General features: G+C 64.9%; 22 protein-coding genes. 13 read left to right on the forward strand and 9 right to left on the reverse strand.

What is annotated here, in order from left to right; all coding sequences use genetic code 11:
• Positions 1 to 58 precede the first annotated feature (58 nt).
• On the forward strand, positions 59 to 883 hold the full coding sequence (locus AC1D1A_RS18515; protein WP_476948403.1) for a VOC family protein: 825 nt from the start codon (positions 59 to 61) through the stop codon (positions 881 to 883).
• A 54-nt stretch (positions 884 to 937) separates the two neighbouring features.
• Here AC1D1A_RS18515 and AC1D1A_RS18520 read toward each other — a convergent pair whose 3' ends face one another.
• On the reverse strand, positions 938 to 1711 hold the full coding sequence (locus AC1D1A_RS18520; protein ID WP_476948404.1) for an ion transporter: 774 nt from the start codon (positions 1709 to 1711) through the stop codon (positions 938 to 940).
• A 98-nt stretch (positions 1712 to 1809) separates the two neighbouring features.
• On the opposite strand from AC1D1A_RS18520, the gene AC1D1A_RS18525 reads away from it, so the two are divergent.
• The 3 genes from AC1D1A_RS18525 (at position 1810) to AC1D1A_RS18535 (ending at position 3580) form a co-directional block, all read left to right on the forward strand.
• Positions 1810 to 2013, forward strand: coding sequence for a hypothetical protein (locus AC1D1A_RS18525; protein WP_043435465.1), 204 nt, complete (start codon positions 1810 to 1812; stop codon positions 2011 to 2013).
• A 193-nt stretch (positions 2014 to 2206) separates the two neighbouring features.
• A complete protein-coding gene (locus tag AC1D1A_RS18530) occupies positions 2207 to 2812 on the forward strand; it encodes a DUF1326 domain-containing protein (RefSeq protein ID WP_476948405.1) in 606 nt (201 codons plus the stop codon).
• Positions 2813 to 2917: 105 nt separating this feature from the next.
• On the forward strand, positions 2918 to 3580 hold the full coding sequence (locus tag AC1D1A_RS18535; RefSeq protein WP_476948406.1) for a DUF2182 domain-containing protein: 663 nt from the start codon (positions 2918 to 2920) through the stop codon (positions 3578 to 3580).
• 74 nt (positions 3581 to 3654) lie between these two features.
• On the opposite strand, the gene AC1D1A_RS18540 is transcribed toward AC1D1A_RS18535, so the two are convergent.
• Complete coding sequence (locus AC1D1A_RS18540; protein WP_476851129.1) at positions 3655 to 4290, reverse strand: TetR/AcrR family transcriptional regulator; 636 nt, start codon at positions 4288 to 4290, stop codon at positions 3655 to 3657.
• A gap of 133 nt (positions 4291 to 4423) precedes the next feature.
• Here AC1D1A_RS18540 and AC1D1A_RS18545 point away from each other — a divergent pair, with 133 nt between their 5' ends.
• Positions 4424 to 4837: a carboxymuconolactone decarboxylase family protein gene (locus AC1D1A_RS18545; protein ID WP_476948407.1), complete on the forward strand. Its 414-nt coding sequence runs from the start codon at positions 4424 to 4426 to the stop codon at positions 4835 to 4837.
• A 57-nt stretch (positions 4838 to 4894) separates the two neighbouring features.
• Positions 4895 to 5686 (forward strand): NAD(P)-binding domain-containing protein, encoded by a 792-nt coding sequence (locus tag AC1D1A_RS18550; protein WP_476948408.1) that lies wholly within the window; start codon positions 4895 to 4897, stop codon positions 5684 to 5686.
• A 42-nt stretch (positions 5687 to 5728) separates the two neighbouring features.
• On the opposite strand, the gene AC1D1A_RS18555 is transcribed toward AC1D1A_RS18550, so the two are convergent.
• The 3 genes from AC1D1A_RS18555 to AC1D1A_RS18565 all read right to left on the reverse strand — a co-directional run bounded on the left by AC1D1A_RS18555 (position 5729) and on the right by AC1D1A_RS18565 (position 9876).
• The gene (locus tag AC1D1A_RS18555; protein ID WP_476948409.1) at positions 5729 to 7075 is read right to left on the reverse strand and encodes an MFS transporter; all 1347 of its coding nucleotides are present in this window, start codon (positions 7073 to 7075) and stop codon (positions 5729 to 5731) included.
• A 354-nt stretch (positions 7076 to 7429) separates the two neighbouring features.
• Positions 7430 to 8629: an acyl-CoA dehydrogenase family protein gene (locus AC1D1A_RS18560; protein ID WP_476948410.1), complete on the reverse strand. Its 1200-nt coding sequence runs from the start codon at positions 8627 to 8629 to the stop codon at positions 7430 to 7432.
• A complete protein-coding gene (locus AC1D1A_RS18565) occupies positions 8629 to 9876 on the reverse strand; it encodes a CaiB/BaiF CoA transferase family protein (protein WP_476948411.1) in 1248 nt (415 codons plus the stop codon). Before AC1D1A_RS18565 ends, AC1D1A_RS18560 begins: the two co-directional genes overlap by 1 nt.
• 111 nt (positions 9877 to 9987) lie before the next feature.
• Here AC1D1A_RS18565 and AC1D1A_RS18570 point away from each other — a divergent pair, with 111 nt between their 5' ends.
• Positions 9988 to 10884: a LysR family transcriptional regulator gene (locus AC1D1A_RS18570; RefSeq protein WP_476851123.1), complete on the forward strand. Its 897-nt coding sequence runs from the start codon at positions 9988 to 9990 to the stop codon at positions 10882 to 10884.
• Between the two features lie 19 nt (positions 10885 to 10903).
• On the opposite strand, the gene AC1D1A_RS18575 is transcribed toward AC1D1A_RS18570, so the two are convergent.
• Together AC1D1A_RS18575 and AC1D1A_RS18580 are read right to left on the reverse strand one after the other, a co-directional pair.
• Positions 10904 to 12763 carry a sigma-54-dependent Fis family transcriptional regulator gene (locus AC1D1A_RS18575; protein WP_476948412.1) on the reverse strand — a complete coding sequence of 620 codons (1860 nt, stop codon included), beginning with the start codon at positions 12761 to 12763 and terminating at the stop codon, positions 10904 to 10906.
• 6 nt (positions 12764 to 12769) lie between these two features.
• Positions 12770 to 13846 (reverse strand): alcohol dehydrogenase, encoded by a 1077-nt coding sequence (locus tag AC1D1A_RS18580; protein WP_476948413.1) that lies wholly within the window; start codon positions 13844 to 13846, stop codon positions 12770 to 12772.
• Between the two features lie 250 nt (positions 13847 to 14096).
• Between AC1D1A_RS18580 and AC1D1A_RS18585 the strand changes: the two genes are divergently transcribed.
• The 4 genes from AC1D1A_RS18585 (at position 14097) to AC1D1A_RS18600 (ending at position 20329) form a co-directional block, all read left to right on the forward strand.
• Positions 14097 to 15023, forward strand: a complete 927-nt coding sequence (locus AC1D1A_RS18585) for an alpha/beta hydrolase (RefSeq protein WP_476857350.1) — start codon at positions 14097 to 14099, stop codon at positions 15021 to 15023.
• Positions 15024 to 15073: 50 nt separating this feature from the next.
• Positions 15074 to 16717, forward strand: a complete 1644-nt coding sequence (locus AC1D1A_RS18590; protein ID WP_476948414.1) for a flavin-containing monooxygenase — start codon at positions 15074 to 15076, stop codon at positions 16715 to 16717.
• 306 nt (positions 16718 to 17023) lie between these two features.
• Positions 17024 to 17863, forward strand: a complete 840-nt coding sequence (locus AC1D1A_RS18595; RefSeq protein WP_476948418.1) for an aminoglycoside phosphotransferase family protein — start codon at positions 17024 to 17026, stop codon at positions 17861 to 17863.
• 774 nt (positions 17864 to 18637) lie between these two features.
• Entirely contained in the window at positions 18638 to 20329 is a 1692-nt protein-coding gene (locus AC1D1A_RS18600) for an HNH endonuclease signature motif containing protein (protein WP_476948415.1), read from the forward strand.
• 162 nt (positions 20330 to 20491) lie between these two features.
• Here the strand turns inward: AC1D1A_RS18600 and AC1D1A_RS18605 are convergent, their stop codons facing one another.
• Positions 20492 to 21370, reverse strand: coding sequence for a 3-hydroxyacyl-CoA dehydrogenase family protein (locus AC1D1A_RS18605; RefSeq protein WP_476857346.1), 879 nt, complete (start codon positions 21368 to 21370; stop codon positions 20492 to 20494).
• The gene (locus AC1D1A_RS18610; protein WP_476857345.1) at positions 21370 to 22128 is read right to left on the reverse strand and encodes an enoyl-CoA hydratase/isomerase family protein; all 759 of its coding nucleotides are present in this window, start codon (positions 22126 to 22128) and stop codon (positions 21370 to 21372) included. Before AC1D1A_RS18610 ends, AC1D1A_RS18605 begins: the two co-directional genes overlap by 1 nt.
• Positions 22129 to 22305: 177 nt before the next feature.
• On the opposite strand from AC1D1A_RS18610, the gene AC1D1A_RS18615 reads away from it, so the two are divergent.
• Both AC1D1A_RS18615 and AC1D1A_RS18620 read left to right on the forward strand, forming a co-directional pair.
• The gene (locus tag AC1D1A_RS18615) at positions 22306 to 23727 is read left to right on the forward strand and encodes an NAD-dependent succinate-semialdehyde dehydrogenase (RefSeq protein ID WP_476857344.1); all 1422 of its coding nucleotides are present in this window, start codon (positions 22306 to 22308) and stop codon (positions 23725 to 23727) included.
• Between the two features lie 130 nt (positions 23728 to 23857).
• Positions 23858 to 24246: thiolase family protein (locus tag AC1D1A_RS18620; RefSeq protein ID WP_476948416.1), on the forward strand; the 389-nt coding region annotated here is incomplete at its 3' end.

Genomic DNA, 24246 nt, shown 5'->3' on the forward strand with positions numbered 1-24246 from the left:
CCCGGCCGAGGACTGATCACGCCAGGCGGTACTACGAAAGGGACTGCGGGAGCGAGACATGACCCAGCGAACCTACCCTGAGGGCGTACCGTGTTGGATCGACACCGAGCAGCCCGACGTCGAGGCGGCCGCCGAGTTCTATGCCGGCCTCTTTGGCTGGACGTTCGAGGACGCCGTGCCGGCGGGCGCGCCAGGCCGATACGTGATTGCCAAGCTCGATGGCCAGGACGTCGCCGGGATGGCGGACACCCGGGGTGCCGCGACATGGAATACCTACGTATCCGTCGAGGACGCGGATACCGCAGTGCAGCGTCTGGTCGCTGCCGGCGCTACGGTACGGTCGGCAGCCGCAGACGCTGGAGAAGGCGGCCGCAGTGCGGCGCTGACCGATCCAGGGGGCGTCGGGATCCGCATCTGGCAAGCCAAGCGACGCTTGGGGGCACAGGTGGCCAATCAGCCGGGGTCTTGGAATTTCAGCGATCTCCACACGCCTAACCCCGGCGCGGCCATCAAGTTCTATGAGGACGTGTTTGGCTGGCAGGCCGACGACCTCGGCTTCGCGATGATGATCCGCAGGCCCGGTTACGGTGATCACCTTGAGGCGACAATCGATCCGGGCATCAGGGAAAGGCAGTCTGCGCTGGCCCCTCCACCTGGCTTCGAGGATGCGATCGCCTGGATCGCGACCACGGCCCCCGGCGAACTGCCGCACTGGCACGTCTCGTTCACCGTTGCCGACCGGGACCGGACGGTGGTTGAGGCGAAGCGACTCGGCGCCCAAGTCCTTAGCCAAAGCGAGACCGAGTGGACGCGCACGGCACTGATCCGGGACCCCCAGGGAGCGGAGTTTACCGCCAGCCAGTTCACGCCCCCGTCGCCATGAGCGCTCCTTCAATAGAGGCGCCGGGTCAGATGGCGGCAGCTATGGGACGAACGTTCACCCGGTTGGCCCGGCAAGCAGCTTTCTGATCTCGGTGAGCTTGGCTTCGGACTCTTCTAGGCGCTGACGGAGTCCTTCGACCGTCGCGGTTCCCGTCCCGGCGGCATCGACCGGCGGTGCGGGATTCTTGGGAGACAGAAAGAAGTTGGCCAGGTAGCCGGTGAATGTGCCGAAGATGCCGACACCGAGGACAATGATGCCTGCCCCGATCATACGGCCCGGGTCGGTGACCGGATACTGGTCACCATATCCGACTGTCGAGATCGTGACGATGGTGTACCAGATGGCGTCGGAGGCGTTTGTGATGTTGGCCCCTGGGGCGTACTGCTCGACGCGGAGCATGGCGAGGCTGCCGAATTCGAGCACGAGAATCCCCATGAGCAGCAGTATGTACAGGGAACTGCCGGCCCGATCCTTGATCAGCGCGCGGCTGATCGTGCGGACGCCGACATCGCGGAGCAGGCGGTACACCCGGATCAGCCGGAAGATGCGCAGGATCTTGAATTGCGCGACAGGCACGCTGGCCAACAGGTCGGCCCAGCCGAAGTGTTTGAAGAAATAGGCGCCGGCCGATGGCGCGGTGACGATCCGGTAGAGGAAGTCCGCAAGGAAGATCACACTGAAAATGGCGTTCATCACGGTGAGCACCGTGTCGAGGTATTGGTCCTGCACGACATACAAGAGCACGAGATTGATAATCGACAGGATCGAAAGGATACCGATGAAGATCTCGTATCCGGTGCTCTTCAGTTCACTTCGTTCCTTGGTCATATGAGGATTCTGGCACGCAAGCAACGGCGTGGCTGACACTTTTTCAGGAGTAGGGTTTGCCTTGGCAGACGAAGGGGTCGGCAGACGAAGGGGTCCACATGAGCTACAAATATCGAACTGTCCGGGTTCGCGGCACTGACCTGGTTGGAACTATCGCGCGCAAACACGGGGGCGCGCCTGAGATCTACGAAACCTCGAAGGACCCGAGCACCTCGGTCGTGCCGGTGTTTTTCCAGGCAACGGGTGAGGTCCGATTCTTCGACAGGTCAATGCTGGAGGACGTCGTGACGCCGGCCAGCTAGCAGCGGTGTTGCACCGCTGGGCAGACGTAAAAAGTCGCCCTGGCGCCCATTCCGGCCGGACGTCCCGCGCCCCTTCATTCGAGGCGCAGGGCCCCCCAGAATGGCCTTTTGCAGGGGTGTCCGCAGGACGTTGACACTGTTCAGGGCCGCGAGGAGGATTTGTTTTGGGGGGCCTCTTCGAAAGGAGCCCTAAATGCCGTGGCATGTCGAGGGTACATATTTTGAGAATTGCAATTGCGACATGGTCTGCCCGTGTACGGCGACAGGACAGACGGCACCGGCGGACAATGACCGCTGCAACGTGGCCTTGGCCTTCCACGTGGAAACCGGCGAAGTCAACGGTGTCGACGTCGGCGGTCTGACAGTCTGCGTCCTCGCCGATACCCCGGCCCTGATGAGTGAGGGGGGCTGGAAGGTCGGTCTCCTGATGGACGCCGCCGCCTCCGCCGAGCAGGCCGAAGCGCTCGGTGCAGTCTTCGGCGGCCAGCTCGGCGGACCGATGGAGGGCCTCGCACCCTTGATCGGTGAAATGGCGGGCATGGAGTCCCTGGAGATGGCCTACGCCGACGACGGGCGTGTCCACCAGGTGCGTATTGGCCGTGCAGTCGAGATGGTGGTCGAGGACTTCATGAATCCATTTGATTCCACAGGGCGGGGAGTGAAAATTAGCGGGGTCGGATTCCCGGCCGACACTCTGGCAGCCGGCACATCCAGCACCGCCCGCGTCGACGTGTTCGGGATGACCTGGGATAACGCCGGGAAGAACTCATTCTCGGCCCCCTTCGCCTGGTCCGCTTAGGTGCCGGGCAGGAGCCGCCTGACAGCTGGCCACCATGCCGGAGAGTTGGCGCTGATCGGGTGCGCCGCGCTGGCCTGGTATCTGACGTTCCAAGGCCTTTCCGACATGTCCACGGGCCCGGGAACGATGGGATTGAGGCTCTGGGGTTTCCTGGCGGTGTGGACGCTGATGATGGCAGCCATGATGTTGCCGGCGCTGGCGCCCCTGACTTCGACGTATCTCAGATCCATCCGCGCCGTACGCAGCAGCCGGGTCAGGGCCATCCGGACAACGGCCCTGGTAGGCGGCTACCTTCTGACATGGATCGGATTCGGCGTCGTTGCCTACGCGGCCGCGGCCATGTCTGCGCTGTTGGCTGAGAACGCGGCGGACATCGCACCCTGGGTGGGTGCCGGAGTCCTCGTGGCGGCCGGCGCCTACCAGCTCACCCCGCTGAAGGACTTTTGCCTCAGGCACTGCCGGTCGCCCATAGCCTTCCTGTTGCACGTGTCCGGGTACAAGGGCCGCTTGCGGGACGTCCGCGTCGGCATGTACCACGGCGTGTACTGCGTCGGCTGCTGTTGGGGGCTCATGGTGGTGCTGATTGCCGTGGGCGTGATGAACCTGGCGTGGATGGCCGTGCTCACGGTCGTTATCTTCCTGGAGAAGACATGGAAATACGGGCCCGCCTTCAGCCGGATAACCGGTGTCTCGCTGATCGTTTTCGCGCTCTTCGTCCCGGCACACCCGGAGCTGCTGCCCGGGCTATACATGCCCGCGCCCATGTAAGGGACGCTGACCGTCGTTTTCGAATGACAGTCCGGGGACCGACGTCGGCACGGGCCCCCGCGCCGTCATCGCTTCTACGGCGTGCCCCCGTGGGCGGGTCGGCGCGAAAACAGCGTGCTGACCAGCCGGACCCCAAAGCCTTCATCCAGCGGCGAGCCACTCAGGAAGAACCGGTAGTAGATCGGCCCCAGCAGGAGGTCGGTGAGCATCTCGGCGTCGACGTCCGGGCTCAGGTCTCCTCGGGAGATGCCCCGCTCCACCAGGAGGCGTACATCTGCCACCCGGCGGTTCACCACCCGCTCCCGGTAAGCACGCGCAAGTTCCGGGTCCGCAGCGACCTCCGATACGAGGCCCTGCATGATGCGGCCTATCAGGGTGGAGCTAAGGAGCTCGATGGTGCGGTCAACCACTGCCGCCAGTTCGGCGTACGTATCCCCGACATCCGGCGTCGTCCCCAGGTACTCGACCGAGTCCAGCAGGACGGCCAGTGCGAGGTCGGTCTTCGACCGATACCGGCGGTAGATGGTCGTCTTGGCCACGCCGGAACGGTTCGCCACGCCCTCGACAGTCAGGCCGTTGACTCCAGACTCCGCGAGCATTTCCCTCGTGGCGGCAAGAATCAACTTCTCCGTCCGCGCGCGCCGACCCGTGTCCGCGGGTTGAGGGGCCGCGGCCGTCCCGTCCTCGCCCGTCACTGTGGGGTTAGCCACATCCACGCCCCTTCCCGTTCCGCGCCAGAAGCGCTAATATTAATAACGCTACGCAACGTAGCGTTTCGCGGGTGGTTGAAGCAACCCACCCGACAAACCCACAACCACCCTACGCACTTTTAGGAGCGCCGACATGGCCACAGATCGTTACCAGCGCGGACTCGACCGCATGATGGAACTCGTCTCCTCGGAACACGCCAACACCTTCGACCACGTCAAGCTCGTCGAGTCCTACAAGAGCCTGGATGAGGACCTGTCCGACTACATCGTCTCCTTCGCCTTTGGGGACATCTACTCCCGGACTGCCCTGACCCAGCAGGAGCAGACAATGGTGACCATCTCCACGCTTGTTGCCCTGGGCACCGAGCCCCAGTTGAAGTTGCACATCAACACAGGTTTCAACGTGGGCCTGACCAAAGAGAAGATCGTCGGTGCCCTGATCCACTGCATCCCCTACATCGGGTTCCCGCGCGTACTCAACGCACTGACCCTCGTCAAGGAGGTCATGGCGGAGCGCGGTCTGACCCCGGACTCACCCACGGACTGAGATGCTCCTCCGCCCCTCGCCCTCCACAATCTCCTCCCTCACCCTCAAGGAACGCTCATGCATGTGGTAATAGGACTCGGACCCATCGGCGGAAACATCGGCGCACACCTCGCCGAGCTGGGACAAGCGGTTTATGGCTACGACTTCAACCAGGACCGCATCCGCGAGTGGTCGGACGAGAACAAATCACCTGCCGGCAACGACCTCGCCGCTGTTGACTGGTCGTCGGTCGACAGCGTCCACATCGCGGTGCGGTTGGCCGACCAGGTCTCCTCCGTGTTCGAGGCCCTCAAAGACCATACCGAACGGCCACTGACCGTCTTCGTCCACACCACGCTCGCACCCGCGGACGCCCGGAGGATCTTTGCGTCGGCTCCGGAGTCCTGGCGCGCGTTCGAAGCCCCGGTCTCAGGCGGCCCGCAGGGTGCACGCCACGGTTCGATGACCATCTTCCTCGCCGGCCCCGCCCCCACCGATGCCGAAGGCAGGCTGCTCGCTGACATCTCCGGCCGCGTCTTTCGGATGCAGTCCTATGGCCAGCCGGCCTTGGTGAAACTCCTCAACAACGCCCTGGCTACCTACAACCTGGCCGCCACAGCGCGGATGCTCAACCTCGCAGCCGAACACGGAGTACCCGCCGGGGACCTCTTCGAGGTCATCGGTGTCTCCACCGGGCAGAGCTGGATGAGCGACAACCTCGTCGACGTCCAGTACGACCTGCTCCTCAAGGACGTCGGCCTGCTCCGCGGCGAACTCGGCTCACTTCCCACCGGAGACCTCAACGACGACGTCGAACAAGCGATCCTCCAGGCACGTGCCCTGCTGGGCGCCGATCCCGGAAACGAGTGAGCCCAGGTGAGCCAGCCGAGGCTGGCTCACCTGGGAGCGAGGTCAGGCGGTCGTGACGGTGTCCAGTTGACGCACCTGGTCCGCCGCCCGGGGACCACCGAGCAGTTCCGTCGGGGTCTTGGAGGTCTCGCGCAGCCCGATCACCGCGACCGCGGCAATGCCGGCGGCAACCGCGCCAAAGATTGCCACCGGAAGCCAGCCCGACGGGCCCGGCTTGAGGAGAATCGCCGCGACCATCGGGGCGAATCCGGCAAGGAGGTTGCCGAGCTGGTTGCTGACGGCCATGCCGGTGAACCGGACGGGTGCCGGGAATTGCTCGGCGAAGAACGATGTCCACACGCCGTTGTAGCAGCTGAAGAACAGCGTCATGTTGAGGAACGCGAAAATCGCTATCAGCACGATATCCGTCGTCGAGATCGCCCAAAGGTATCCGAAGATCGTGAGCGAACAGCCGGCAGAGGCGATCAGCATCGTCTTCTTGCGGCCGATGACGTCGGAGAGGTAGCCGGCCGCCGGGATACCGACAATCGACAGCGCAATTGCGCCGGAGATGATGGCGAGCATCGCGCTCCGGTCCACCCCGACTGAGGTTGCGTACGAAAGGCTGAACACGGCGAACAGGGTCTGCATCGCTGCCATCAGTGATGCCCCGGCGACGCGGATGACCTTGCGCCAGTGGTACTTGAACACGTCGTTCAGCGGCAGCCTGCGAACTGCGCTTTCTTCCTTCGCCTCGGCGAACACCGGCGTTTCGTCCAGGTGGCTCCGCACGTAGTAAGTAATGACGACGACGACGGCGCTGAGCCAGAAGGGAATCCTCCAGCCCCAGCTGTAGAGTTCCCCGGCGGGCAGGAGCGCCACCGGCAGGAACACGATGGTGGCCAGCGAGCAGCCGACTGCGTAGCCGACCATAACGAAACTGGTGAAGAATCCACGGCGCCCGACGGGGGAGTGCTCGACGGTCAATGTCGAGGCTCCCGCCGACTCGGCCCCCGCGGAGAAGCCTTGCACGACGCGCAGAACCACCAGCTGTGCCGGGGCCAACAGGCCCACCTGCTCGTACGTCGGAAGACAGCCGATGGCGAAGGATGCGATGCCCATCATGACGACCGTGGCCAGCATGACGCGTTTGCGGCCGATTCGATCGCCGAAGTGTCCCATCACTACCGCGCCGACGGGCCGTGCCACGTAGCCCACTGCGAAGGTGGCGAACGATGCGATCAGCGCAACGGTGGGATCGCCGGAGGGAAAGAACAGCACGTTGAAAACGAGGGCGGCCGCGGCGCCGTACACGAAAAAGTCGTAGTACTCCAGGGCGCTGCCGAGCAGCGCAGCTGTGGCCGCCCGCCGCGGTGTCATCGCGGGCCGCGAAGTCATTGGGTGTGTCATTTGTTTCTCCTTTGAAACAGGACTGTGGGTCTGAAGCAGGACTGTGGGTCGGCGCAACGCTGTCTCCGGTCTTCGCAAGCGACGGTGATGATGCGACAAGAAATGGGACGGGATTAGTGCGCAACGCCTGACGGCGTTGCGTCCGTGTGCCTGCCTCCACCGTAGGGGTGTGCGCTGCGTCACAGGTGTTCCGATGACAGCTGCGGAAGCTGCGCCGGTGGGGGAACGGCCAGGACCGAGGCAGGGAGCAGGGTGAGTGGCGCTGAGAGTCCGCAATGCGAAAGCACGGCCATCCAGTGCGGATGGCCGTGCTTTGTCTTGAGGAATGCAGTGTCTTTTGGGAATCGGAACCGCTCAGGAGAAGGCTGAGAGACCTGTGATTTCCCGTCCCAGGATCAGGGACTGGATGGAGTCGGTGCCTTCGTAGGTGTGGACGACTTCCATGTCGGTGAGGTGGCGGGCTACATGGTGTTCCAGCAGGATGCCGTTGCCGCCGAACATGTCCCGGRCATCCCGGCAGAGCGTTCGTGCCTTGTCCCCGGTGAACATCTTGGCCAGGGATGCCTGCTCGTTGCTGAGCCGGCCCTCGTCCTGAAGCGCCGCCGTGCGGAAGCAGATCAGCTGCATGGCCGTCAGGTCCGCGAGCATGTTGGCGAGTTTGTTCTGCACCAGCTGGTAGCTGGCAATTGGGTGGCCGAACTGGACGCGTTCCCGGGCGTACTTGACCGCCATCTCGTAAGCGGCGGTGGCGTGGCCAAGGGACTCCCAGGCCACGGTGCTGCGGGTTGTGTTGAGCACCGCTCCGACGTCGCGGAAGGACGTCGACTTTGCCAGCAGGTTTTCAGCGGGGATCCGCAGGCCCTCGATCTCGATCTGTGCCTGCTGGATGGCCCGCTTTGCCATCTTTCCCGTGATGGCCTCGGCGTGGTACCCGGCGGGGTAGGTGCCGTCGTCGTTCTTCTCCAGTACGAACGCCTTCACCTTCTGGTCCGCGGTGTCCCGGGCCCAGATGATGACGAGGTCCGCCACATGGCCCAGCCCGATCCAGCGCTTGGATCCGTTGATGACGTAGTGGTCACCGTCCAGCCGCGCTGAAGTCTCCAGTGCCACAGAGTCTGAGCCGTGCGCCGGTTCGGTCAACGCGAAGGCGCCCAGCTTTTCCAGTCTGGCCATCGGCGGCAGCCAGCGCTGCTTCTGCTCGTCGCTGCCGAGGAGGTTGGTGCTGCCCATCGCCAGTCCGGAGTGGACCGCGTTGAAGGTGTTGATGCTGCCGTCACCGCGGGAGAGTTCCATGGCGACGAGTCCGGTCTGCAGCCGGGTCAGGCCAGGGCAGCCGTAGCCTTTGATCGCGGTGCCGATGATGCCCAGTTCAGCGAACTTTGGTACCAGCTGATAGGGGAAGTCCRCCTTCTTCCAGTATTCGTTGATGATGGGAGTGACGTCCTGCTCGACGAAGGAACGCACCCGGGCGATCAAGGCACGGTCGGCGTCGTTGAGGTAGTCGTCCAATCCATAGAAGTCGGAATTGACGGACATGTCCGTTGTGGTGGTCATCAGTGCTCCTCGGGGGATCGTGTGGGAGTACCGGCAAGGCTGCCGGCCGAAACTGCTGTATCCTCGCCGAGCCACGCGCGCACGAGCTCAGCGCCGCTGTCCAGACCGGGCGGGGTGAGGTCGTAGCTCACCGGGGTCCTGGAGAGCCGGATGGGGTTGCGCACGCCGGGCTGCGTGTTCCCGCCGTGCCCCACGGTCACGACGGGTTCCAAGCCGATCCGTTCCGCGAAGTCGATCCCGGCCCTCAGGTCCTGGATCGGCGCGCACGGGAGTTTGGCTTCGGTGAGGATGTCGAACCATTCGGAGGCGGTCCGGGTCGAGAGGCGCTCCAGCAGGAGCGGCCGCAGTTCCGTGCGGTTGGCGCTGCGCAGCGGCGCCTTCTCGAAGCGCGGATCCGTGGCCAGCTCCGGCCGGCCGATGGTGGCGCAGAGGGTGCGGTACTGGGAGTCGTTGCCGATCGCAATGACAAGCTGCCCCTCGCCGGTCTCGAATGGCTCGTAGGGGTAGATGCTGGGGTGCTCGTTGCCCAGCCTGGCCGGAACGGTCCCGCCCAGCACGACGGCCGCCGTCTGGTTCACCATGCCGGAGAGCGCGGAGGACATCAGGTTCATTTCCACCAGTTGGCCTTCCCCGATCCGGTCCCGGTGCCGGAGGGCTGCGAGGATGCCGATGCAGGCATGAAGGCCGGTGATGACGTCGAATACAGCAACTCCGGAACGGAACGGCCCGGTGTYCGGCGCTCCGGTGATGTCCATCAGTCCGGACAGGGCCTGGATCAGCAGGTCATAGCCGGGCAGCTGGGCGCCGCCGGCGGTCCCGAAACCCGTGATCGAGGCGTAGACAACGTCCTTGTTCGTGGCCGCGACGGTGTCGTAGTCCAGTCCGTAGCGCACCAGGTCACCCGGTTTGAAGTTTTCGACGACGACGTCGGCCCGTTCCGCGATGCGCTGGGCCGTCCGGCGGTCGTCCGGATCGCGCAGATCGAGCTTGATCGAGGTCTTGTTGCGGTTGATCGAGAGGAAATACGTCGAGTCATCCGCGCGGGTGGGCGGGCGCCATGCCCGGGTCTCGTCGCCGGCCGGGCTCTCAATCTTGATGACGGTCGCCCCGAGATCGGCCAGCAGCATGGTGCAGTATGGCCCGGCCAGCACCCTGCCGAAATCTGCGATGACGATGCCGCTGAGCGGGCCATCCGGACTGCGGCCGAATGCCGACGTCTCAGGGGTGGCGGAGTGTTGGCTGTCCATCGATGGGCTCCTCGAATAGTGTTCTCTCCCTCCACCATGACGGAGGACATTGCTATCCGTCCAATACTTATTGATGGCCCTTTTGTTGCGTCAGGTGTAATAATCACATGCATGGAGATCCAACAGATCCGAGCCTTCCTGGCGGTGGCAGAAGAGCTGCACTTCGGCCGCGCGGCAGAAAAACTTCACATGGCGCAGCCTCCGGTCAGCCGCAGTATCCAGCAGCTGGAACGTGAGCTGGGAACCCGGCTGTTCGACCGAAGCACCCGCAGCGTCAAGCTGACAGGCGCCGGAGAGGCGTTCATCGGGCCGGCGACGGAGATCATCGATGCCACGCGCCGGGCGAGCATCGCGGTCCGTGCCGCGGACAAGGGCGAAGTCGGGCGCGTTCGGGTGGCCTACGCGGGCGCTTCCACCCATACCCTGGTGGGCCGGCTCGCCCGGGAGGTCCGGCGCGACCACCCGGGTATCCAGATCGAACTCTTCAGCCAGAATTTTGCGCAACCTGCCATGGACCGTGTCCTCAGCGGGGACATGGACATCGCCCTCGGTCGCTGGGACTACATTGCCGCCGGCATCGAAACGCGGCTGCTTGCGGCGGAGGACCTCGTCGTGGCCGTACCGGCAAGCCACCGTCTGGCCGATGCCGCCGAGGCCCGGATGGCAGACTTCCAGGGCGACGTATTTGTTTCGCTGCCGCCGCATGCAGGGGCCGTACTGAACGACCGGCTCCGCCGGCTCACGCACGCCGCCGGGTTCGAGCTCGACGTCGTCCAGATTGTCCCGGATTCCTGGACGGCTCTCTCGCTGGTGGCGGCGGAGGTGGGCTGTACCCTCACGCTGTCCTCGGTGGCCGAGTCGGTCACGGATCCCCATGTGCGTTTTGTGCAGCTGGTGGACGAGACCCTTCCGGTGGAGCTGCGCATGGCCTGGCGACGGGACAACTCCAGCCCCGCCTTGCGGGCGGTCCTGGAGTTGGCTGAGAGGATCCTGCCCGGCGCCGGATGACAGGCGCCGGATGACTGGGTCAGGTCGCCATGGACTCGGGTGTTTCGATCCCCAGTGCGCGCAGCTTCCGGTAGAGCGTGGTCCGGCCCATGCCCAAGGATTCCGCGGCGACCGAACGGTTCCCGTCGCTCTGTTCGAGTGCGGCCACGATCGCATCGCGCTCGAGGGATTCCAGTTTGGAGAGTTTCCGCCTGCCCGTGCTTCTGAGATGTTCCGGGAGGTCATTGGCCTGCACCACGCGTCCGGGATGTGCCCGCCCGAGTGATTCGAGGGTGGCGCGCAGCTCGGCGACATTGCCTGGCCAATGCCAGCGCATGAGCCCTTGCAGCGCCGCTGCGGAGAGCGTGGATCTGTCGGCCGGAGCTGCTGCGTCCAGAAAATGTGCCGCCAGTACCGGGATGCGTTCCTTGGTGGCGGAGAGGCTCGGCACATTCACGCGCGCGGCGATCTGGGACACCACTTCGGATACGAAGTCCGGGCATGCGTCCGGATTCATCGTCAAGACGAGCCGGGCTGGAGAGGGGCCGGCCGTGTCGCTGTACGGCGGTGTACCTGCGTGTGTGGCGCCCGCCGACGGCCCGGCCGGCTGCTGCCGCACCGCCACATCCAGCGCCTTCAGCCTGTTAAGCTCGCTCCGGGGAAGATCCTCCAGATGCCGCAGGACGACGCTCCGGCCTGCCGCGATCGCCTCGCGGCAGTCAGAGAACCAGGTGGCATCCTGTTCCCCTGGCAGCAGGCAGGCGTCGAGGATCAGCGGATTCGGGCCGGAGTCCTGCCCATTGAGCCAGGCGAGTGTGTGGTGAAGCTTGCCGGAGCCGCCCTGCCCGCAAACAGCAATCGCCCCGGGCCCCTGACCTGCGCGATCGAAAGCATTCCGCATGATGTGCCCAAACGCCGCCCCGCCGCCCCAAGAGCCGCCGTCGGCCACCCCAGGCTCGGCCCTGCCCGGACTGCTTGCGGCCTCCGGAACGCGGGAAAGCTCCAGGGCGAAGGCCGAGCTCCCGCCGGAATCGTCAATTCGCTGGACCGTGGCATCGACGTTCAGGGAGGGAATCTCGATGGTTTGCTTGGCGCCGGTCCACACGAGGCCGCGCAATTGTTCCCACAGGGTGGTGTGCAGTTCGCTGCTCATGACGGCCAGTCCGGAGACGTTGGTCATGACAGCCTGGGCGTCGAGCATGATGACCGGGGCCTTGGAGGAGCTCAAACGCAGTTGCGACATCCCCAGGGCGAGTCCCGTCGCGCTGCCGAGATCGAGCAGTCGGCGTTCGATCTGGCCGCCGGCTTCGCGGGCCATGGCCAGCATGAGCGGGTTGTCCAAAGCGGTGTCGCAGGCGAAGGAAATGGATCCGAGCACCCGGCGGGTGACCGGGTGCAGAATCGGGGCCCCTGAACACGACAGGGGTGCCAGTGCCTCGTTGAAATGCTCGGCTCCGCGGACAAAAACGGCCTGGCGTCCTTCGATGGGGGTGCCCAGCCCGTTCGTTCCCACGGAGCGCTCCGAGAAACTGAATCCTTCGGCGGCATATGCCTCATCGAACCGATTGCCGTGCGTCCTGTCCCCGAGCCTGCGGGCGATGATCTGACCGGACTGGTCACTGAGGAACAGGGATATGCCCATGCCGTTGAGGCTCTCCAGCCAGTGATCCATCACGCTCTTGGCGGCCCGGATGAGGATTCCGTCCGGATCGAAGTCGTTGACGAAGAGGAATGCCTCGGGCCCTGCCGACGCCTCCACGCCGATAGAGCGGCGCCAGCTGTGCTCGATATCCGGGGAGACGATTTCCGTCAGTTGGGTCCCATTCAGCAGGCCGCGGCGGATGAGCTGTTCCCGGGCAGCGCGGAGCGCATCATCGGGCACCTTCCTGGGGTTTTGCATGGCTGGTCAGCCCTGGGCTCCGTCTGCCGCGCGCAGGACGACGCGTCCGGGCACGCCGCCGTGCGTCAGCTTGTCCAGGCTCTCGCCAACAGAGGCGGCGGAGAGCTCGGCGTCGATGATGGGGATGTGGGGAATGGCGTCCCGCTTGGCCAAGGCGATGAGCTGGTTTAGCTCGTCCGGGGTCCCCACGAAGCTGCCTTGGATAGTGAGCATCTTGAGGGCCATGAGCGCGGTGGGTACCGTCAGTTCGCCGCCGAAGAGCCCGACCTGGATCAACCGGCCGCCCTTGCGCAGGGAATCGAAGGCTACCGGCGCCGTTTGGCTGTTGTTCACGAAGTCAATGACGGCCGCCACGGGCCCGCCGCTGGCTGCAACGATTCTTGCGCTGAGGCCCCCGTCTGTGGACTGGACGGTGGTGGCTGCGCCAACCTGCCGCGCGAGCTCCAGGTTGCGTTCGGAAATGTCGACGGCGCAAATGGCCTGGTGCCCGAGCGCGCTCAGGGTGGCGATGGCGGTGAGTCCCACTCCGCCGGCGCCGATCACCACGACGGGTTCGTCGGGTCCGAGCGGAAGGACCTTGTTCACGGCGCTGAATGCCGTCAGCCCGGAGCAGGCCAGTGTCGCCGCCCAGCTGAGGTCCAGGCCCTCGATATCCACCAGGTACTTTTCGTCACGGACCAGGATCTGCTCGGCGTAGCCTCCGGGCTCCGCTACTCCGAGGTTGCGTCCGTTGGCGCAGACATTGTCGCGGCCGGCAAGGCAATCCCGGCACGTGCCGCAGCCGATCCAGGGATAGACCAGCCGGATGTCCCCGGGTTTGGTCCCGTGCACACGGTCGCCGACCTTCTCGACGACACCGACGACTTCGTGCCCCATGACCAGCGGGTAAGTGACGCCCCGGTCCACCAGCTTCAACGCGCCGCGGCTGCCCAGATCGTACGAACCTTCACGAAGATGGGTGTCCGTGTGGCACACACCGGAACGGATGACCCTCAAGAGGACCTCGGTTCCTGTCGGCAGCGGATCCGGCAGTTCGATGTCCTGGATCTCTGGGCTGTCTTGGAAAACGGCAAAAGCGTGCATGGTGACCTCGCATCGTTGCGCAGACTGTATTGATTCAAGAATGACACCAGTTCTGATAGGTATCCAATACTAAATCGCGGCCCCTTTGATGTCCTGAGCGCAACAATCAGGAGCCGCGTGAGTGTTCCAAAGTGGAACACTGAGCCGGCAGAAATGTGACCCACGCTATATGTAGCGGCAAACGCAGCCAACAACCGATCCATCCGTTCCCGGGCAACGCGGGGGCGCTCTCCATACGAAGGAGTATGAGATGACTATCTCGACCGAAGCAGCAGTGACTGAAACATCTCAGGCGACCGACCCCCTCCGCGACCTGTACGCGGACTGGTCGGGAATCATCGCCACCACGCCCAACCTGACGATGCGCCTGTTCCGCAGCATCTTCGACGAGTGGCACCAGCCCACGCGCGAGCCTGAGGCAGTCACCTACAAGGAAGGCGTCGTCGGCGGTGTCCCCGGCATCTGGGCCTTCCCGGAAGGTGCCGACCGCACAAAGGTGCTGCTCTACACCCACGGCGGCGGCTTCGCCGTCGGCTCCGCGTCAAGCCACCGCAAGCTTGCCGGCCACGTTGCCAAGGCAATCGGCGTCGTCACCTTTGTCCTTGACTACCGCAGGGCGCCCGAGCACCCGCACCCGGCCCAGGTCGAAGACGGCGTGGCCGCCTTCAAGGCCCTCGTCGAGAGCGGCATCCACCCGCAGGACATCACCACCATCGGCGACTCCGCCGGTGGCAACCTTGCGGTTGCCATTCCCCTGGCCCTCAAAGAACAGGGAGAGCCGCTGCCCGGCCAGGTCATCGCCTTCTCACCCTGGCTGGACATGGAGAACAAGGGCGAAACGCTGATCACCAACGACGCATCGGACGCACTCATCTCCGTGCCCCTGCTCGAGGGCATGATCGCCGGCGTGCTGGGCGAGTCCGTCAGCCCGCAGAACCCGCTGGCCAACCCGCTCTACGCCGATTTCGCCGGGTTCCCGCGCCTGTACATCACCGCGGGCTCGTCCGAATCCCTCCTGGACAACGCCACCCGCCTGAACGCACTGGCGGAAGCCGCCGGCGTCGACGTGACGCTCTCCATCGGCGAAGGACAGCAGCACGTGTACCCGTTCCTGGCCGGCGACTCCGAGGTTGCCGACGCCGAACTCGCCCGTATTGCCGGCTGGTACAAGTACTGAGCCCCGGCCACTTCACTACAAAGACCTGAAGCACAAAGGAGTATTTCATCATGGCTGAAGAACAGGGGCAGACTGCCTCCACCACCCCCACCGCCGAATTCGACGCCGTCGTCGTGGGCGCTGGATTTGGCGGCATCTACATGCTGCACAAGTTGGGCAACGAACTGGGCCTCAACGTCCGCGCCTTCGACCGCGCCGGGGGTGTGGGCGGCACCTGGTACTGGAACCGTTACCCGGGTGCGTTGTCGGACACCGAGAGCTTCGTGTACCGCTACTCCTTCGACGACGAACTGCTGAAGGAATGGAACTGGACGCACAAGTACGTGACGCAGCCCGAAATCCTCAGCTACCTCGAACACGTGGTTGACCGGTACGAGCTGCGCAAGTATATCCAGCTCAACACCGGGATCACCTCGGCCCGCTACGACGAGTCCGCCGACCGCTGGGTCATCGGAACGGACGCCGGGGAAACCATCACGGCGAAGTACATCGTCAACGGCCTCGGTCTGCTCTCGGCCACCAATATCCCCGACATCCCGGGCATCGACTCGTTCGAGGGCAAGATCTACCATTCCGGCGCCTGGCCCGAAGGCGTGGACCTTACCGGCAAGCGCGTCGGCGTCATGGGCACCGGTTCCACCGGCCTGCAGATCATCACCGCCATCGCGCCCAAGGTGGGGCACCTCACCGTCTTCCAGCGCTCGCCGCAATACAGCGTCCCGGTCGGCAACACCACTGTCACGCCGGAGTACGTCGCATCCGTCAAGAAGGACTACCCCAAAATCTGGGAACAGGTCCGGGCCTCCGGCGTCGCCTTCGGATTCGAGGAGAGCACCGTTCCGGCCATGAGTGTGTCTGAAACGGACCGTCAGGCGGTCTTCCAGAAGGCCTGGGAAGAAGGCGGCGGATTCCGCTTCATGTTCAACACTTTCGGCGACATCGCCACGGACCGGGACGCCAACGAAGCTGCCGCATCCTTTGTCCGGGGCAAGATCGCCGAGATCGTCAAGGACCCGGAGACGGCCCGCAAGCTCACCCCGACCGACCTTTACGCCAAGCGCCCCCTCTGCGACAGCGGCTACTACGCCACCTTCAACCGGGACAACGTTGAGCTGGTATCCGTGAAGGAGACGCCGATTCTCGAGCTGACACCAAAGGGCATCAGGACGTCCGACGGCGTTGAGCACGAGCTCGATGTGTTGATCTTCGCCACCGGCTTCGACGCCGTGGACGGTAACTACACGCGGATGGACATTCGTGGCCGCGGCGGCGAAACCATCCAGGACCACTGGAAGGAAGGCCCCACAAGCTACCTCGGCATCACCACCGCCGGATTCCCGAACATGTTCATGATCCTCGGACCGAACGGTCCCTTCACGAACCTGCCGCCGAGCATTGAGACCCAGGTCGAGTGGATCTCCCAACTGGTCAAGGACGCAGAAGCCGGCCAGGTGGCCTCCGTGGAACCGACGGCCGAGGCCGAAGAAGCCTGGACCGAGACCTGCCAGGAGATCGCCGACATGACGCTCTTCCCGAAGGCCGATTCCTGGATCTTCGGTGCCAATATCCCCGGCAAGAAGAGGACGGTCATGTTCTACCTCGGCGGCCTCGGCAACTACCGGAACAAGCTCGCCGAAGTTCGCGAATCGGGCTACGAGGGCTTCGACCTGAAGGTACTCGCCCCGGCGGAGTAACCACAATCAAATGACAGCGACGGCGGCTGCCACACCTTGGGGGAGTGGTAGTCGCCGTTCTGCGGTCCCATGGCGAAGCATTTGCCCATTGGTAGGCTTGGACGCTTCTATATTCGTCAAGCAGTGTTCCAGGTCCTGACGTGGGAGAAAGCATCTCCCATCTCGTCCTGACCACGCACTAGTAAGTGGGCTAACGTCAGCTGCATGACTATGCACGACGACCAGTTGCACATTGACGAGGACCTCGCTTGCCGACTGGTAGTCGAACAATTCCCAGGTTGGGGTCACGAGCGCATCAGCCGCGTCATGACGGACAGCACGGTCAACGCCATATTCAGAATCGGCGCCGATCTCACGGCACGTTTCCCGCTCCGATCCGCTGACCCAACTGACATAAGCGCTGAGCTCGTCCGGGAGGCAGCCGCAATGCGTGAATTGGCAACATGCTGTCCCGTCCCCACACCGGAGCCAGTGGCTTTGKGCCGTCCTGGTCACGGCTATCCGTTGCCGTGGTCTGTGCAAACGTGGTTACCCGGCGTCGTTGCAACACCCGATGGCTTGGCGCACTCGGAAGTGTTCACCCGTGACCTCGCCACCCTCGTTCATTCGCTTCGAGCCGCCGATGCGAGAGGCCGCCCTTTTACGGGATCCGGTCGTGGCGGCGACTTAAAGAACTCTGACGAGTGGATGGAAGTCTGTTTTCTTAAGAGCGATGGCCTGCTTCCGGTAGACCGGCTCCGTGCGCTCTGGTCAGAATTCCGGAGCCTGCCCTCTGCTGGCCCGGCGGTGATGACGCACGGGGATTTGATTCCCGGCAATCTCCTCGTCGGAGGCGACCGACTTCTTGGCGTCTTGGATGGTGGGGGTTTTGCTCCTGCCGATCCTTCCCTTGACCTTGTCGCAGCCTGGCACATGCTCGATAACGAAAGGCGGGCACTCTTACGCCGGGAGCTGGCGTCTAGTGACCTCGAGTGGAGGCGTGGAGCCGCCTGGGCGTTCCAGCAGGCAATGGGCCTGGTCTGGTACTACCGGGAAACGGTTCCAGGGATGAGCGCGCTCGGGCGGAGCACCTTGGCGCGCATCCTCAATGACCGAGAGTTTTCGGTTTCTACCCCCACTGGTTCAGGTGCTGCTAGCCAGCACTAACCGGTGGTTGAGGGTTCGGTAGATCTGCCGGGTGATGTATCGCTTGAGGCTGCGGATGATCTCTTTCTTGGTGCGTCCTTAGCTTGTTCGTTTCGCGACGTAGTCTTTGGTGGCTGGGTAGCGGGTGACAGTCAGGGGTTTGCGGGCGTCCATGCCGAGTGGTCCTGGATGCGTACGCGTTCATCAAGGGCTGGCTGATCGCCACCTCGCTCTGGGTAGGCTTTCTGCTGCTCCTGGTTGCAGCACACTATGGCGTAGCCGCCGCGCTGGACGGAACCGATGCCGGCCACGTGTGGGGCTTTTTGGGCATGGTGGTTCTTTATGGCTTCGAGTTGCCCTGGTGTTCGCGGCGCCACTGGCCTGTGTGTTGGCCTACCTACTGCGCCCGGTCCGGCAACAGTGGATCCACATCAGAGCTTTTTTCGCGGTGCCCACCCTCGCGTTCTGGCTGCTGGGAAGCGTCCTGGGTCTCGGCTGGCAGCCCTGGCTGCTGATCCCATGGGCCACAGTTGGCGCAGCGRCAGCGATCGGCCGTTGGGCGGTCCGCAAAGACGTCCTTTCCTCGAATTCTGCTGCTGCCCCCGCCAGACCACCCGGTGCATGATTGGACTACAGGCACCGGGGGCGCCACACACGCGGCGAAAAGACCGCCACCTACCGCTGCGATTCACAAACGTGCCGGCTTCGTGCGGGCACCGTTTCGGTCGCATCAATATTGTCGGTGGCTCGTGATTTGCTTGGCGTATGGATCGCGGGACAGCGTGGAGTGCGGAGTTGAGTGCAGAGAGCGGGGCGGCCCTGGAGGCCGTCGCCGCCTCTGTTGCCGCGCTGGCTGCCTTGGCCGGCGCCGGCGCCGGCGCCGGCGCTGACGACGCCGGTGCGCCTGCTGCCGACCCGTTGGGAGACGGCGATCCGTTGCGGCGGCGGGCGGATGCCTGTCTGGACGGACTTGCCGAGGTCGCCCGGATGGAGGCCCGGACCGCGGCGTTGAGGGTGCGGCTGGCCGCCGACTACGCGCACGCAACCAGGTTCCTGGCGCCGCCGGCGCCGTCACCGCGGGACCGCGCCTTACAGGAGATGGCACTGGTGGCCGAGGTCGCCTGTGTCCTGACCGTCAGCGAACGCACCGCAGCGGCCCTCCTCGCCGAAGCCCACGCCCTGACGACGGCGCTGCCGCTGACCCTGGCCGCCCTTGAGTCCGGCACGATCTCCTGGGCCCACGCCCGGATCCTCGTGGACGAAACCAGCAGCCTGGATGCGGCCGGGGCGGCCGGGCTCGAAGCGCACTTCCTGGACCCCGAAGCACCCAACCCCGCCCGCGGCTGCCCGGCCGGGGACCTCGTTCCCTCCCGGTTCCGAGCCAAGGCCCGCACCTGGCGCGAACGCCACCACCCCGCCGGCATCGAAGAACGCCACACCACAAGCGCCGCGGACCGGCGGGTCGAGTACACCCCGGACCGGGACGGCATGGCCTGGCTTTCCGCCCACCTTCCGGCCGATACCGCCGCCGGGATCTGGGACCGGGCCACCGCCGCGGCCCGCGCCCTCCAGGGCCCGGACGAGTCCCGGACCCTGACCCAGCTCCGCGCCGACATCACCGCCATCTGGCTCCTCACCACCGGCACCGGCACGGGTGCTGGATCGGACGACGGCGGCACCGGYACCGGCGCGGGTGTTCCGGTCCCGCGGGCGCAGGTCCTGGTCACCGTCCCGGTCCTGKCCCTGCTCGGCGCCACCGACGAACCGGCCGTCCTGGAYGGSYACGGGCCGATCCCGCCCTCGATGGCCCGCCGCCTCATCGCCGAGGGCGCCGGTTCCTTCTCCCGGGTCCTGACCGACCCCCGGGACGGTGCCCCGCTGGAAATCGGCCGGACCAGCTACCGGCTTACGGCGGCCCAGYGCCACTGGCTCCGGCTCCGCGACGGCCGGTGTCCGTTCCCCGGCTGCGGCAACCATTCCCTGGACAACGAGGCAGACCACCTCCTGGCCTGGGCCGACGGCGGCACCACCGGTATCTCGAACCTGGGCCAGCCCTGCCCGAAACACCACCGGCTCAAACACGCCTCCGCCTGGACACCGGACCGGGYCAGCAGGGACCACCCGCCGGGCTGGACCTCACCGTCCGGACGGCACTATCCCAGCGAACACCAGGACTGGGAACCACCCCACTGGCCCGAGGACTGGCTGCCCCACATCCAGGCCACGGACGAACCCGGCCCGGAACCCGGCCCCGACCCCGATCAAGACCAGCCAGGACATAGTCTCGAACCGGAAACGTTTCCGGACTACCATCCCGGCCACGATCCCGTTCCGGAGCCCGAAATTGAACTGCCTCCGGACCCCTTCCCGGACTGGCACCAATTCATCGCCGGGCACCCATTTGCCGACACGGAAACGGACGATCCGGGCTGGCCGGAACTTCTGGAAGGCCCTTCCGCGGAGGACCGCCCGCTCCAATGTGCGTGAGCCGTTGATCGTGTGCCTTCCGGTTCTTTGGGTCGGAGGGATCGGCGCGACGCCGCCGCCACGACTGCGTTGAAGAACCCAGCTTTGCTCAACGAAGCTCAGCTGGACACGATGGCGGCCAGCGAGAACGCTGGCCGCCATCGGGCTATCGGTTCTGACAGCTCAGGAGTAGTCGTAGAACCCTTTGCCGGACTTCCGTCCCAGCTCGCCGCGCTCCACCATGTCGCGGAGGATCCGGGGCGGGGCGAAGCGTTCGCCGAGGGTTTCATGCAGGTACTCGGCGATACCGAGGCGCACGTCCAGCCCGACGATGTCCGTGGTGCGCAGTGGTCCGGATGCGTGCCGGTAGCCGAGTTCCATGGCGGCGTCGATGTCCTGGGCGCTGGCCACGCCCTCTTCCAGCATCCTCATGGCCTCCAGCGCAATTGCCACGCCAAGGCGCGAACTCGCGAAGCCGGGCGCGTCATTGACCACGATGGGAGTCTTACCGAGCCCGCGGACCCAGCCGGTGGCGGCGTCGGAGAGTTCAGGGGCGGACCGGGGGCCAAGAACGACTTCCACCAGCGTCGAGGCCGGGACCGGATTGAAGAAGTGCAACCCGCACAGCCGTTCCGGCCGGCCGAGCGAGTCAGCCAGGTCGGTGACGGAGAGCGAGGACGTGTTGGTGGCAATCCAGGCATCCGTGCCCAGGTGGCGCTCCACGTTGAGCAGGGCATCCTGCTTAAGCTTGAAGTCCTCCGGCACGGCTTCGATAACAAGGCCCGCCCCGCCGAAGTCGACGGCGTCCGTGGAGACCGCAAACCGGCCCAAGAGCGACTCCAGGTCCTCGGTTATCGCGTTCCTCTCGAGGGCCTTGGCCAGCGTCACTCTCACGCGGTCGCGGGCCGCTGCGGCTGCGGCCTCGTCCCGTTCGACTATTGTCACCGCAGCTCCGGAGACAAGGAAAGCGTGGGCGATGCCCGCGCCCATCCGGCCTCCGCCGAGAACGCCTACCCTCGTGGGGACGCCCTGGGTTTCAAGTGGGGGAGTGGAAGGGGTCATTAGTTGGTTCCTTTGCGTTGTTTTCGGTCCAGAAACGCCTGCATCCGCTCAAATTTTGCCTCTGATTCAAAGAGGATCCCTTGGGCGAGTTCGTCAATGGCCGGGTGTGCTGACCTTGGGGCGTGGAGGACGCTCTTGGTGAGGCGGACCGCGAGTGGATCCTGGGATGCGATCCGGGCCGCGAGTGCGAAGGCCGCGGGGATCAGCTGGTCTGGTTGATGCAACTCCGTGACCAGCCGAACAGCCATTGCCTCAGCGCCGTCGAGCACTTTTCCGGTGAGCAGGATTTCCTTGGCCAAAGGCTCGCCGACGAGCTCCACGAGGCGCCAGCCTGCGCCGGCGGCGGCGAGGATGCCCAGACCGGTTTCGGGGTTGCCGATCTTTGCCCGTGGCGTCGCAATCCGGAAATCCGCCGCATAGGCCAGCTCAGCGCCGCCGCCGAGCGCAAACTCGTCAATGGCTGCGATCACTGGCATCGGCAGCCTGGAGATTCGCTGGAAGAGGCCGGAATTGATGCCGGCCAGGGCATCATCACGGCGGCGTTCGCGGAGTTGGGCGATGTCGGCTCCGGAGGCGAAGACGCCGCCGGAGGGAAGCTGCGCCCCGGAGAGGATGAGTATTTTGGGATTGCGCTCCAAATCCGCGCATACAGTGTGCAATTCGTCCACCATGAGCTGGTCTATGGCGTTGCGGACTTCTGGCCTGTTGAGTTCGACATGGACGGTCGCGTCGGCGTCGTGGATTTTGATCGTCTTCACCAGCCCACCATGGCATCGTTTATTACACAGCGTCCAATACCTAATGGACCGGCCGTTATTGTCGGAATTGGATAGATCAGGCCCGAGGGCAGTCACTCACGACGCCGTCATTGATCCAAAATCCTCATTGATCTTGAGGCTAATAAGTATTGGACTGCATAGCCGGAAGCTGGGATCGTGATTGCTAAGACAAAGACGTACCTGCAGAAAGAGTTCCGGATCATGAGCAACTACGCGACCATCAACCCGGCAACCGGAGAGCGCGTTGCCGAGTTCCCGACACTCACCGACGAGGAAGTGCAGGATGCGCTCAAGCGCTCCTTCACGGAATACCGCACCTGGCGCTCCACTCCGCTGGCGGAACGGGCCGCCGTGCTGACCCGCGTGGCCGAGCTGCACCGCGAACGTTCCGAAGAACTCGCCGCCTTGCTGACCCTGGAGATGGGCAAGCCGATCGCCGAAGCACGCGGCGAGGTTGCCCTCGTGGCCTCGATCTACGCCTACTATGCGGACAACGCCGAGCGCTTCCTCCGCGATGAACCCTTGGAGATCCGGGGACCCGGCTCGGCCGTGGTCCGCACCGAACCCATCGGACCGCTGGTCGGGATCATGCCCTGGAACTTCCCCTACTACCAGGTCGCCCGCTTCGCCGCACCCAACATAGTGCTGGGCAACACCGTGATCCTCAAGCACTCACGCAACTGCCCGCAGTCGGCGCTGGCCATCGAGGCGGTCTTCCGCGACGCCGGGCTGCCGGCCGATGTCTACATCAACGCGTTTGCCACCAGCGGCCAGATCGCCACCATGATCGCCGACCCCCGGGTGCAGGGTGTTTCCCTGACAGGCTCCGAGAAGGCCGGATCCGCCGTGGCAGAAATTGCCGGACGCCATCTGAAGAAGTATGTGCTGGAGCTTGGCGGCTCCGATCCGTTCATCGTGCTGCCCGACGCCGATCTGGACAAAGCCGTAGCCGGCGCCGTGGCTGGCCGCATGTACAACGGCGGCCAAGCCTGCACTGCGTCCAAGCGCTTCATCATCGTCGGCGGAATCTACGACGAGTTCCTGCGCCGCTACACCGAGGCCATGTCCAAGATCGCCCCGGGTGACCCGACCGATGGGCAGACGACCTTCGGGCCGCTGTCATCCCGGGCCTCCGTCGATGACATCGCCGAGCTGGTCCAGGACGCCGTCTCCAAGGGCGCGACCGCAGTCACGGGTGGAGGCGCCCCCAACGACTCGGGCGCCTACTACCCCGCAACCGTCCTGACCGGTGTGACGCCGGACATGCGGGCTTACTCGGAAGAGATCTTCGGCCCGGCCGCCGTGGTTTACCGGGTGGACTCTCCCGAAGCCGCTGTTGACCTGGCCAACGACTCGCCTTTCGGCCTCTCAAGCTCCGTCTACACCGCGGATGTTGAGGCCGCCCGGCAGCTTGCCGAACAGCTGGAGACCGGAATGGTCTGGATCAACAGCATCAGCCGCAGCGCCGCCGACCTTCCGTTTGGCGGGGTGAAGCGTTCCGGCGTCGGACGAGAACTGGCGCAATACGGAATCAATGAGTTCGCCAACAAGAAGCTGATCCGGATCCCGGCAGCGTAGGCCCGCTCGAATCACAGCCAAGTCGCCGAGGGCGGCCAGCCAGCCCAAGGCAGCAGCAGGGGGTCGTTTTGCGCCCTCAAACCACCCCTGCTGCTGCGTAGTTGGGCGCCACAGAACTTAGAGGAAGATCATGAATCAGGCATTTATCTATGACGCTGTGAGGACGCCGTTCGGGAAGTTCGGTTCCGGCCTCGCCGGGGTCCGCCCGGATGACCTTGCGGCGCACGTGATCCGCGAATCCGTGAAGCGCGCCCCGGCCCTGGACGTGGAGCGGATCGATGAGGTGGTGTTCGGCAACGCGAACGGCGCGGGCGAGGAGAACCGCAATGTCGCCCGGATGGGCACCCTGCTGGCCGGGCTGCCGGTCTCGGTCCCGGGCACCACGGTCAACCGGCTCTGCGGGTCCTCCCTGGACGCGGCGATCATCGCCTCCCGCCAGATCAACACCGGCGACGCCGAGCTGATGTTGATCGGCGGCGCCGAATCGATGTCCCGGGCCCCGTGGGTGCTGCCGAAGAC

The sequence above is a fragment of the Arthrobacter sp. P1_B9 genome, assembly GCF_056406495.1.

Excerpts from the sequence above, each read along its gene's own strand:
- AC1D1A_RS18515 (WP_476948403.1), top strand. The coding sequence starts at position 59 with ATGACCCAGCGAACCTACCCTGAGGGCGTACCGTGTTGGATCGACACC.
- AC1D1A_RS18520 (WP_476948404.1), bottom strand. The coding sequence starts at position 1,711 with ATGACCAAGGAACGAAGTGAACTGAAGAGCACCGGATACGAGATCTTC.
- AC1D1A_RS18525 (WP_043435465.1), top strand. The coding sequence starts at position 1,810 with ATGAGCTACAAATATCGAACTGTCCGGGTTCGCGGCACTGACCTGGTT.
- AC1D1A_RS18530 (WP_476948405.1), top strand. The coding sequence starts at position 2,207 with ATGCCGTGGCATGTCGAGGGTACATATTTTGAGAATTGCAATTGCGAC.
- AC1D1A_RS18535 (WP_476948406.1), top strand. The coding sequence starts at position 2,918 with ATGTCCACGGGCCCGGGAACGATGGGATTGAGGCTCTGGGGTTTCCTG.
- AC1D1A_RS18545 (WP_476948407.1), top strand. The coding sequence starts at position 4,424 with ATGGCCACAGATCGTTACCAGCGCGGACTCGACCGCATGATGGAACTC.
- AC1D1A_RS18550 (WP_476948408.1), top strand. The coding sequence starts at position 4,895 with ATGCATGTGGTAATAGGACTCGGACCCATCGGCGGAAACATCGGCGCA.
- AC1D1A_RS18555 (WP_476948409.1), bottom strand. The coding sequence starts at position 7,075 with ATGACACACCCAATGACTTCGCGGCCCGCGATGACACCGCGGCGGGCG.
- AC1D1A_RS18570 (WP_476851123.1), top strand. The coding sequence starts at position 9,988 with ATGGAGATCCAACAGATCCGAGCCTTCCTGGCGGTGGCAGAAGAGCTG.
- AC1D1A_RS18575 (WP_476948412.1), bottom strand. The coding sequence starts at position 12,763 with ATGCAAAACCCCAGGAAGGTGCCCGATGATGCGCTCCGCGCTGCCCGG.
- AC1D1A_RS18580 (WP_476948413.1), bottom strand. The coding sequence starts at position 13,846 with ATGCACGCTTTTGCCGTTTTCCAAGACAGCCCAGAGATCCAGGACATC.
- AC1D1A_RS18585 (WP_476857350.1), top strand. The coding sequence starts at position 14,097 with ATGACTATCTCGACCGAAGCAGCAGTGACTGAAACATCTCAGGCGACC.
- AC1D1A_RS18590 (WP_476948414.1), top strand. The coding sequence starts at position 15,074 with ATGGCTGAAGAACAGGGGCAGACTGCCTCCACCACCCCCACCGCCGAA.
- AC1D1A_RS18605 (WP_476857346.1), bottom strand. The coding sequence starts at position 21,370 with ATGACCCCTTCCACTCCCCCACTTGAAACCCAGGGCGTCCCCACGAGG.